The organism is Campylobacter concisus, from assembly GCF_002165815.1.
Classification (GTDB): Bacteria; Campylobacterota; Campylobacteria; order Campylobacterales; family Campylobacteraceae; genus Campylobacter_A; species Campylobacter_A concisus_BH.
Genome location: NZ_NDYN01000005.1, coordinates 1 through 9,463 on the forward strand (window position 1 = coordinate 1; position 9,463 = coordinate 9,463).

Genomic DNA, 9,463 nt, shown 5'->3' on the forward strand with positions numbered 1-9,463 from the left:
TATCCGACCTAGTTTTTAAAGGGAGAAAGTTTATTAAAATATATAAATTGCTCCAAGAACGATAAATGCTCTTAGGCAAAAACCGCCAATTAAATTTATATTAAGTGTTGTCTTATCTAGCCAACTTTTATAAAATTCTCTTGGTTTTTAAAGAACGGTTTTAGTGCTTCATAAGCTGTTTGGATCTTTTTAAATTTAGCGTTATATTCGCTTTTGATGCTTTCGTTCTTGCTTGAGTGCCTATCTGGGTGATAAATTTTAGCAAGGGCTAGGTAGCTGTCTCTTACGGTTTCGAAGCTATCGCTATTTGAGCAGCCTAAAATTTCAAAATTTTCTTCTAACAAATTTGCCAAAGCGCTAAAGCGACTTTTGAATTTGGCTGAGTTTTGGATCTTGTAATTTCTTTTGAACTCTTTAAATTTGACTTCATTGTAGTTAAAATTTACTATAAATTTTAGATGTTCGCGTTTTGAAATGATCTCTTCGATCAAGTCAAAGTTGCTTTCTTTTTTTATCTTTAGGCTAAATTTATGATTTTTCTCGTCAAATCTAGATTCATTGCCTTTGAAATTTTGCAAAATATAGCTAGCAAAAGCTCTTGGAGTGTTATTTAGCGTAAAGATCATCTCGTCGTTAAGAAAGTCGATGTCGATGTTGTAGATGTTTGTCAGAGCGTTTCTTTGCACTAAAGATAGTTTTATGGTTTTGTATTTTGCAAAGGTTACGTCAAGCTCGTTGCCCTGTTTTTCGTAGAGTTTTTTTATAAATTTTAAAAAGCATTTTCGCTGTGGGATCTCGCTCTCTTCATAAAAAGAGATGATCTTGTCTTTGTTTGCTAGGGTTTTTGTGAAATTCTTACTTATCAGTGCGCGAAGCTCGCAAAAAAGAGCGTCGCTATCGGTTAAAATGCTTAAAGATTCTAAAGTTTGGGTTATATTCATGGGTTTCTCCATTCAAAATATCCTCATTTAAAGCAACTAGCGTTCCAAAGTTAAATTTTCCTGATATTGCTATCTTTTGTATATGCCAAAAACTCATCTCTTAGCTTTTGTTCTTTGTATAATATCGCTTCTTCTTTTGTATGAGAAGCGGCCTCTTTTTGAGGCTTTTTTGCCACGCCTTGCTCTTTTGTAAGCTCTTTTTTGATCTCTTTTAGACTATCGAAAAAATCGTTCATTTTTGCTCCTTTTGCTCAAAGGATTTTACTAAAAAGGTTATAAATTTAAAATGAATACAATCTCTTTTTAAGGAAAGTTTGGTTAATATCACAATTTAATTTTTCATGTGCGCTCGTAGCTCAGCTGGATAGAGCATTTGATTGCGGTTCAAAAGGTCAGAGATTCGAATTCTCTCGGGCGCACCATCCTTTTCTCCCCAAATTTTATTTTCAGACCACTTTTGAGATTAGTTAAATTTATAAAAAACTCTATTTAGATATAGTCCCTCAGCAGGTGCAGGTATGCGAGTTAGAGCAGGATGCCCATTTAGTGAAGCTTTGATGAGATCGCTGCCGTCTTTTTGCTTTAGCGCCTTTAGTAAATTTGCAACCATGAGGCGCACTTGACCGCGTAAAAAGCCATTTGCTTTAAAAACAATGATAGTTTGCTCCTTGTGTGTGTAGCAAAATGCTTTGTAAATTTCTCGCATCGGGCTTTTTGTGTCGCTTCCAGTTTTCATATATGCGCTAAAATCATGCTCGCCGATAAAATTACGCAAAATTTCATTTGCTTTTTTGATATCAAATTTGGGCAAAAATACCTTGTAGTTTGAGCTAAAAACATCAAATTTACCGTGATCTATCACATATCTATAAGACCTTGCGACCGCGTCATATCTTGCTTGAAAGCTCTCATCCACCAAATTTATGCGTTTTATGTGAATGCTTGGATGTGCGTGGCGGTTTATAAGATCTTGCAATCGCTTTAAATCTTTAAAGTGATCGCCGCAAACGACGCTTGAGCTTTGGTTATTTGCGTGCACGCTTTTATCGGTGCGCGAGCTAGAGATCACTCTTTCAAAAATGCCAACATGAGCTAGGGCGCGCTTTAACTCATCCTCTACGCCGTTTTCATGCGGCTGGGTCTGCGAGCCTTGAAATTTCGAGCCATCGTAGCTGTAGATTAGCTGAATTTTCATCAGTATCTTCGTGTGATCTTGGCTTTATAAAGCAAGACGCCAGCTAGTAAAAATACGAAAAATATGAGTGGTATCGCAAGCGCTGGCTTTGATGAAAAGAGCATTATGAGCGTAAAATATCCAAACAAAACGCCAAAAGTACCAACATAGACCATGCCCTTTTCATATCTATATGTGACGATGCCAAGGCTGATCGCAAAGAGCGTGCTAGCAAGCGGGAAGAGGGCCACTAGGACGTAGGTGCTAAGGTCTTTTCTGCGTTTATCGCTGCTAGCTGCATCCATCCAGTACTCTTTGATGCTGCCAACGTCGCTTATCTCCTCGCTTTGGGCGGTTCTTATCTTCATTGATTTGAAGTTGCTTTGGTGATAAATTTCATCTCTGATGTCATACATTTTGCCCTCGTTTAAAGAGAGCTCTACACTTTGACCCACGTTTATGATCTTTGCGTTTTTGGCGGTTATTAGGCGCTGTGAGTCTTTGACAAAGGGGTTAAACATCACGATATCTTTGTAGGTTGTGCCATTTTTGTCTTCGCTTTCACTGCCCACATAGACCATCCAGTCGGAGAATTTTTGTCCAAACTGGGTTGGCTTTAAATTTAGCTTAGCAACCGTCTTTTTGTAGTCGATGAAATTTGCATTTAGCTGGGCGGCTATTGGTATCATGACTATGGCAACTATCAGCAAGGCAGCACTTAAAAGGGCTGAAAAAGCTAAGAAAAATCTTGCGATCTTATTTGGCGAGCCACCAAGCGTAAAGATAACAATACTTTCATTCTCTTTTGATAGCCGAAAAAGCGTCATCGCAAGTGAGACGAAAAACGCGATAGGCACGACAAAGAGCAGCACGCGTGGGAGCATAAAAGAATAGAGTTTAAAGAGCTCGCCAAAGCTGATCTCAATGTATGAGGTGATGCGCGCGATCTGGATAAAAAAGACGATCGACATGATCAAAAAAAGCGTACTAAATAGCGATGCGAACGTGCCTAAAAAGTTAAACAAAAGATATTTATTTACTCTACTCATAAATGAACCTTAAAATTTCTAAAATTTGCCCGTCAAAAGCGTAGGTGACAAGCAGTCCTAGGCTTAAAAATGGCACAAAGGCTAGTTCATAGCCCTTTTTACGAACGAGCGCATAGACTGGGAGCGTAAGAAGTGCCGCCAGATAGATCGCCACAAGGGCAAATTTAGCTGGTAAAATGGCTCCGATGATCGCTGCGATAAATATGTCAGCACTTCCCATGGCTTCTTTTTTCATCGCATAGCTCACGACAAATCTAAGCGCCCAAAAGATAAATCCAAAGAGGGTTAAATTTAAAATTTGAGCGAAATTTCCTTTAAAGACAAAAAGTAGCAGGGCGTAGCCAAATGCGAAAAATAGCGCCGCAAAAAGGAGCGCATCTGGCACGGCTTTATACCTTATGTCTATGACGCTAAGGGCTAGTAGCATGATAAAGCAAAGCCCTAAAAATAGTGCATAAAGCAAGGTTTCTACACTTAAAATTTCGCCGCACTCTTTAAAAAAGCAGATCAGGAAAAGCAATCCAGAGGCTAGCTCAACTAGCGGATAGACAAGGCTTATCTTTTGCTTGCAAAAGGCGCATTTTCCGCCTAAAAATAGCCATGAAAAAAGCGGGATATTGTGATAAAAATTTAGCTTGTGAGAGCATTTTGGACAGTGTGAGGCTGGGAAATTTATGCTTTCATTTCGTGGCAGGCGGTAGATTAGCACATTTGAAAATGACCCCACGCAGATGCCAAAAACAAAAGCAAAAACGGCAAAAAAGATGACCAAAATATCCATTATCTCACTAAACTCCGCCAAATCTTCGCTCTATATCTTTAAATTTAGCAACTATGCTTGCAAGCTCATCCTTGCCAAAGTCAGGCCAAAGTGTCGGCGTGAAAAACAGTTCCGCATAGCTTGCCTGCCAGAGCATGAAATTTGAAAGCCTGCTCTCGCCACCAGTTCTAATGAGAAGATCCACCGGCTCACTCTCATCAAGTGCCGCATTTAGGCTCGCTTCATCTATCTCGCAGCCTTTTAAATTTAGTTTTCGCACAGCTCTTATGATCTCATCTTTTGAGCCGTAGTTTATCGCTAAATTTAAAAGTAAATTTGTATTTTCCCTTGTTGCATCTTTGGTGATCTCTATCTCATTTTTTAGCTCGTCACTAAATGGCGAGATGTCGCCGATCGTGTTAAATTTGATCCCATTTTTTATAAAATCATCACGCTTTAAAAGAAGAAATTTCTTAAGCAAATTCATCAAAAAATCAACCTCTTTTTGCGGTCTTTTCCAGTTTTCGGTACTAAATGCGTAAAGGCTTAAAATTTTCACCCCATTATCGATACAAAATTCGCACATATCGCTCACCACATTTGCCCCAGCCTCGTGCCCATTTGTCCGCAAAAATCCACGCTTTTTCGCCCAGCGTCCATTGCCGTCCATTATGATAGCGAGGTGGTTAAGTTTGTTCAATATCTAGCCTTTAAAGTCAATTATCTGCTCTTTTTTACTCCAAAGAGCGCTTACGTTTTGCACCAAAACCGCGGCGCTGAATTCGCTTTTTAGCAAGCTTGCAACGTTGCTAAATGGAGTTGCGATCTCACACAAAATTTCATCTTTAAATTTAAAAATAAGCGGCGCAAAATTTGAAAAAACAAGAAAAACTCTCATCTCATTTGCCTCTTTTTTAAGCTGGAAAATACCGTTTGTGCCGCTATACGCAAATGGTATATGCACGACATTTTCTTGCAGAGCAAAGAGCATTTTTGCTAGCACTCTCATCTCATCTTTTGTTTTAACTTCGCTTAAGTTTTTAAATAAATAGCTGTAAAGCCACGATAAATTCTCATTTTTTACCAAATTTTCTATCAAATTTAGCCCATCAGCCAAAACGTCCTCATCTAAAATTTTTGGTTTTTCGTATAAATTTTTTATGACGATGTTTTCGCCCTGACTATGCACCTCGCCCCAGTATCTAGAGCCCACGTTTAGCTCTTTTACGCTTTTTGTGTTTAAATTTCTATTTGCGAAATTTAAGATGTATCTGTTAAAGCCCACTTTTTGGCTCACCAAAATGCTAAGTGGCAGGGACGAATTTATCGCTACTAGCGGAGCTTGGCTGTTATTTGCTATCTTTTGGACGCGTGAGATCTGCTCTATCATAAATTTGCTGCTAGCTCCACGATACGCCCTGCGATCTCATCTTTTGATGCAAGTGGCAGTAAAATTTCATCATCTTTTGTGATGAAATTTACCTCGTTTTGCTCGCTTGCAAAGCCATTTTTCTCGCCCAATATATTTAGGCAAACTGCATCAAGCCCTTTTTTCTCTAGCATCAATCTAGCGCTTTTAAGAGCGCTCTCGCTTGAAATTTCAAGCTTAAAGCCGATCTTTTTACATTTAAACTCTTTTAAGCTTTGCAAAATATCGACATTTTTCTTTAGGTCTAAATTTAAGATCTCGCCAACGTCTTCTTTTTTTATCTTGCCATGGGCCTTCGTCGGTACGAAATCGCTCACTGCAGCACACATTACAAGTAAATTTGCACCCTCACACTCACTCTTGCAAAGCTCTAAAAGCTCGCTACTTGAGCTAAATTTAAGGCTAAGAAACGGCTCGTTTGCGGTTTCAAAGCTGGCAAGCAGTTTTACCTCTGCACCTGCGTAGTAAAAGGCTCTAGCCAAAGCTCTTGCCATCTTTCCGCTTGAGAAATTTGTAATGGCTCTTACATCATCTATCTTTTCGGTTGTCGCGCCACCCGTGATCACCACTTTTTTGCCAGCAAAAAGTGGCCTGCTAAGCCTTTTAATGGCAGCTTCAACTATCGCTTCAGGACTTGCAAGACCTCCCTTGCCAACGTCGCCGCAAGCTAGAGTTTTAAGCACCGGCTCAACTACTAAAGCGCCGTTTTTCTTTAAAATTTCAAGCGAATTTTGCGTCGCAAAATGCTCGATCATATTGTTATTTGCAGCTGGGGCAACGACCAAAGGCACGTGTGAGGCGGCGATTAGCGTTTGCATAAAGACATTGTCGCAGATACCAGCTGTTAGCTTATTTATCGTATTTACCGAGGCGGGTGCGATGAGGACTAGATCCATTCTAGAGTAGGCTATGTGATTTACGCCGTCTTGCCAGTTTTGCGTTTGTGAGCTTAAAATTTTATGCTCGCTTAGCGCTTCAAAGCCGCTTACACTGCAAAATTCAAGCGCTCCCTCACTTAAAGCCACATAAACATCAGCGCCTTGTTTTTTAAGCAGCGATAAAATTTCGAATGCCTTATAAAAGGCGATACTGCCACAAACGGCAAGTAAAATTTTCTTATTTTTTAACATCATCTTTGCCAAAGAATTTCTCAAAAAAGCCGCTTTTGTTCTCTTGGCGACCTCTGCTGATGGCTAGAGCGCCGCTCTCAACGTCTTTTGTGATGGTGCTACCAGCTGCGATGATGACGTTATCAGCGATATTTACAGGGGCGACTAGCTGTGTATCTGAGCCAACAAAGACGTTTTTGCCGATCTTGGTTTTGTATTTTGCTTTGCCGTCGTAGTTGCATGTGATCGTGCCACAACCGATATTTGTGCCACTTTCTATCTCGCAGTCACCAAGATAGCTCAAATGCCCAGCTTTTACGCCGCTAAGAACGCCTTTTTTAACCTCGACGAAATTTCCTATATGTGTGTCAGAAATTTCAGAATTTGGTCTGATGTGAGCTAGTGGGCCGATGTCTGAGTTTTTGATGATGCTACTTTCTATCACTGATGAGCTTTTGATGATGCTCTCAGTAATAACGCACTCGCCAAGGATGCTTACGTTTTCTTCTAGCACGCACTCGCCTTCAAATTTAGCTCTGCTGTCTATGAAAATGCTCTCAGGCATGCGCATCAAAACGCCAGCTTTCATCAAATTTTGCTTGATCTCATCTTGCATGATTTTTTCAGCGATGCTAAGCTGAAATTTATCATTTATGCCCATGAAATTTTGCTCATTTACATTTACTGCAACGCACTTTAGTCCCTTTTCGTTTGCTATTTTTATGGCGTCAGTTAAGTAGTACTCTTTTTGTGCGTTTTGGTTGCTTATGAGCGGTAAAATTTGCTCTAGCGCCTCGCGTTTAAAGCAGTAGCATCCAGCATTTACGCTCTTTATAGCAAGCTGCGCTTCGCTCGCATCTTTTTGCTCGACGATTGCCTCGACTTTGCCGTTTTTTATGATAACTCTGCCGTAGCCAAAAGGATTTGCTGCTTCAAATGAGCTCATAACCACGTCTGCTTCGGCATTTGCTAGACGCATAAGATCAGTTGATCTAACAAGTGGCATGTCGCCGCAAGTTACTAGCACCTTTTCACCGCTTAAATTTACGCCTTTTATTGCGCCAGCAGTGCCTGGGAAATTTGCTAGATCTTGCTCGAAAATTTTAGTTTGAGGGAAAATTTCTTTTATCTTTTTGCTAATTAACTCTTTTTCGTAGTGAAGCACGACGCTAACGTCATTTGTGATCGCATAAGCTTGCTTTAAGATGTGAATGATCATCGGCTCGCCACATAGCTCAAATAGGACTTTTGGGCGTTTTGATTTCATTCTGGTGCCAAGACCAGCAGCTAGGATTATGATTGAAGTATTATTGTTCATTTTTAAGCCTTTTAACGTTAAAAATTTCGCAGATTGTAGCAAAAAATGGCAAACATTTTTTTTAATTTAACGATTGTTTCAACAAAAAGCTAATAAAATAGCAATTCTTAAGAATTTATAAATAAAGCGAGTTTAAATGGATTTAGGAACCGTCGTCGGCTGGGTTTTGACCCTAGTGCTTTTGTTTGGATCAATGGCGATAGGCGTTGGTATAGGACCATACATCGATATCCCTTCTGTGATGATCGTTTTTGGTGGTACTATCGGCGTTATGATGGTTGGCTTCAAGATGGAGACGCTTAAAGGTGTTGGTAAATTTTATGGTGTCGCTGTTAAGCCATCAGTTGTTGTAAATTTACCTGAGACTATAAAAAAAGTAGTTGATTATTCAACCAAAGCTAGGCGAGATGGCATCTTAGCACTTGAGAGCGAAGTAAATAATGAATCAAATCAGTTTTTAAAAAAAGGTCTTTCAATGGCGGTCGATGGCAATGAGCCAGATGCGATCAGAGCGCTTTTAGAGATCGACATCGATCAGACTAGCACAAGGCATGCAAATAACATCAAAATTTTCGAGCAAGTTGGCGGTTTTGCTGGTGCGATGGGTATGATCGGAACGCTGATCGGCCTTGTTGCGATGCTTCTTAACATGTCAGACCCTAGTGCGATCGGTCCATCTATGGCGGTTGCTTTGCTTACGACACTTTATGGTGCGATGATAGGTAACATCATCGGCTCACCTGTTGCAAATATCCTCTCGATCCGCGATGCTGATGAGGCGCTTGAGAAGCAAGTCATTTTAGAGGGTATCATGGCGATACAAGCAGGGGATAATCCAAGAACACTTGAGGCTAAGCTTTTAGCATTTTTACCTCCAAAAGATAGAAAAAGTCAGTTTGAATAATGGGTAAATTAATAAAACCAGAAGAGTGCCCAAAGTGTATGCCTGAGTGGCTGGCTGCCTTTGGTGACCTTATGTCGCTCCTACTTTGCTTCTTCGTTTTGCTCCTTTCTATGGCGACAATGGATGCTAAAAAGATGGAGGCTGCTGTTGGCTCACTAGCTGGTGCGCTAAGCGTGCTAGAGGGTGGTGCAAGACCAGATAGTCAGGTAGAAAAAGAGACAGACCCTGAAAGCAGACGCACTCCAAAGCCAAAAGCTCAAAAAGGCGCTCAAAACGAGGTTACTTCGACTGTTAAAAAGATAAATGAGCTATTAACGGCTAGTGGGGCACCTGAGATTACGATGGAGGAGAGCGAGGATGGCTTTATCGTTAGGCTTCCAGCTGCGATGCTCTTTGACAAAGATAGCGCTGAAATTTCTGGCGAGGATGCGAAACTCTTTTTAAAGCGAATAGGCATGATCATAGCCAAAATGCCAAATGAGGTAAAAACAGATATCATCGGATACACTGATAATACAAATCCAAGTAAAGACTCTATATATAAAAACAACTGGCAGCTCTCTACCGCAAGAGCGCTAAGTGTGCTTGAAGAGCTAGTTAGCGATGGCGTGCCACAAGAGAGGCTTATCACTTCTGGCAGGGCCTCTTTTGATCCGATCGCTAGCAACATCACAGACGAGGGCAGAGCTAAAAACAATAGAGTGGAAATTCACTTCGTCTCGCTTGAGCCAAAAAATAAAGAGGCTACTAAGAAAAGTATCCTTGATACGAGGAATTAG

The 9,463-nt window shown here is 40.4% G+C and carries 11 protein-coding genes and 1 tRNA gene; 3 read left to right on the forward strand and 9 right to left on the reverse strand.

Going from position 1 to position 9,463, the window contains the following annotated elements:
- Positions 1 to 116 precede the first annotated feature (116 nt).
- Positions 117 to 941 (reverse strand): adenylosuccinate lyase, encoded by an 825-nt coding sequence (locus B9N65_RS05015; protein ID WP_087583055.1) that lies wholly within the window; start codon positions 939 to 941, stop codon positions 117 to 119.
- Between the two features lie 50 nt (positions 942 to 991).
- On the reverse strand, positions 992 to 1,177 hold the full coding sequence (locus tag B9N65_RS05020) for a hypothetical protein (protein WP_087583056.1): 186 nt from the start codon (positions 1,175 to 1,177) through the stop codon (positions 992 to 994).
- 109 nt (positions 1,178 to 1,286) lie between these two features.
- Between B9N65_RS05020 and B9N65_RS05025 the strand changes: the two genes are divergently transcribed.
- A tRNA-Arg gene (locus tag B9N65_RS05025) sits at positions 1,287 to 1,363 on the forward strand.
- A gap of 41 nt (positions 1,364 to 1,404) precedes the next feature.
- On the opposite strand, the gene truA is transcribed toward B9N65_RS05025, so the two are convergent.
- Genes truA through glmU form a run of 7 tightly spaced genes read right to left on the reverse strand, consistent with a single transcriptional unit; the run spans position 1,405 to position 7,780 of the window.
- Entirely contained in the window at positions 1,405 to 2,136 is a 732-nt protein-coding gene (gene truA / locus B9N65_RS05030; RefSeq protein WP_087583057.1) for a tRNA pseudouridine(38-40) synthase TruA, read from the reverse strand.
- A complete protein-coding gene (locus B9N65_RS05035) occupies positions 2,136 to 3,164 on the reverse strand; it encodes an LptF/LptG family permease (RefSeq protein WP_087583058.1) in 1,029 nt (342 codons plus the stop codon). Before B9N65_RS05035 ends, truA begins: the two co-directional genes overlap by 1 nt.
- On the reverse strand, positions 3,157 to 3,945 hold the full coding sequence (locus B9N65_RS05040) for a prepilin peptidase (protein ID WP_087583299.1): 789 nt from the start codon (positions 3,943 to 3,945) through the stop codon (positions 3,157 to 3,159). Before B9N65_RS05040 ends, B9N65_RS05035 begins: the two co-directional genes overlap by 8 nt.
- Before the next feature lie 7 nt (positions 3,946 to 3,952).
- Positions 3,953 to 4,624 (reverse strand): polyprenyl diphosphate synthase, encoded by a 672-nt coding sequence (gene uppS / locus B9N65_RS05045; RefSeq protein ID WP_087583059.1) that lies wholly within the window; start codon positions 4,622 to 4,624, stop codon positions 3,953 to 3,955.
- A gap of 3 nt (positions 4,625 to 4,627) precedes the next feature.
- On the reverse strand, positions 4,628 to 5,314 hold the full coding sequence (locus B9N65_RS05050; RefSeq protein WP_087583060.1) for a hypothetical protein: 687 nt from the start codon (positions 5,312 to 5,314) through the stop codon (positions 4,628 to 4,630).
- Positions 5,311 to 6,483, reverse strand: coding sequence for a bifunctional phosphopantothenoylcysteine decarboxylase/phosphopantothenate--cysteine ligase CoaBC (coaBC, locus tag B9N65_RS05055; protein WP_087583300.1), 1,173 nt, complete (start codon positions 6,481 to 6,483; stop codon positions 5,311 to 5,313). Before coaBC ends, B9N65_RS05050 begins: the two co-directional genes overlap by 4 nt.
- A complete protein-coding gene (gene glmU / locus B9N65_RS05060) occupies positions 6,470 to 7,780 on the reverse strand; it encodes a bifunctional UDP-N-acetylglucosamine diphosphorylase/glucosamine-1-phosphate N-acetyltransferase GlmU (RefSeq protein WP_087583061.1) in 1,311 nt (436 codons plus the stop codon). Before glmU ends, coaBC begins: the two co-directional genes overlap by 14 nt.
- A gap of 136 nt (positions 7,781 to 7,916) precedes the next feature.
- On the opposite strand from glmU, the gene B9N65_RS05065 reads away from it, so the two are divergent.
- On the forward strand, positions 7,917 to 8,684 hold the full coding sequence (locus B9N65_RS05065) for a motility protein A (protein WP_004318159.1): 768 nt from the start codon (positions 7,917 to 7,919) through the stop codon (positions 8,682 to 8,684).
- Positions 8,684 to 9,463: a flagellar motor protein MotB gene (locus tag B9N65_RS05070; RefSeq protein ID WP_087583062.1), complete on the forward strand. Its 780-nt coding sequence runs from the start codon at positions 8,684 to 8,686 to the stop codon at positions 9,461 to 9,463. The genes B9N65_RS05065 and B9N65_RS05070 overlap by 1 nt, the downstream gene beginning before the upstream one ends.

Excerpts from the sequence above, each read along its gene's own strand:
- B9N65_RS05020 (WP_087583056.1), bottom strand. The coding sequence starts at position 1,177 with ATGAACGATTTTTTCGATAGTCTAAAAGAGATCAAAAAAGAGCTTACA.
- glmU (WP_087583061.1), bottom strand. The coding sequence starts at position 7,780 with ATGAACAATAATACTTCAATCATAATCCTAGCTGCTGGTCTTGGCACC.
- B9N65_RS05070 (WP_087583062.1), top strand. The coding sequence starts at position 8,684 with ATGGGTAAATTAATAAAACCAGAAGAGTGCCCAAAGTGTATGCCTGAG.
- B9N65_RS05015 (WP_087583055.1), bottom strand. The coding sequence starts at position 941 with ATGAATATAACCCAAACTTTAGAATCTTTAAGCATTTTAACCGATAGC.
- B9N65_RS05050 (WP_087583060.1), bottom strand. The coding sequence starts at position 5,314 with ATGATAGAGCAGATCTCACGCGTCCAAAAGATAGCAAATAACAGCCAA.
- truA (WP_087583057.1), bottom strand. The coding sequence starts at position 2,136 with ATGAAAATTCAGCTAATCTACAGCTACGATGGCTCGAAATTTCAAGGC.
- B9N65_RS05065 (WP_004318159.1), top strand. The coding sequence starts at position 7,917 with ATGGATTTAGGAACCGTCGTCGGCTGGGTTTTGACCCTAGTGCTTTTG.
- B9N65_RS05040 (WP_087583299.1), bottom strand. The coding sequence starts at position 3,945 with ATGGATATTTTGGTCATCTTTTTTGCCGTTTTTGCTTTTGTTTTTGGC.
- B9N65_RS05035 (WP_087583058.1), bottom strand. The coding sequence starts at position 3,164 with ATGAGTAGAGTAAATAAATATCTTTTGTTTAACTTTTTAGGCACGTTC.
- coaBC (WP_087583300.1), bottom strand. The coding sequence starts at position 6,483 with ATGTTAAAAAATAAGAAAATTTTACTTGCCGTTTGTGGCAGTATCGCC.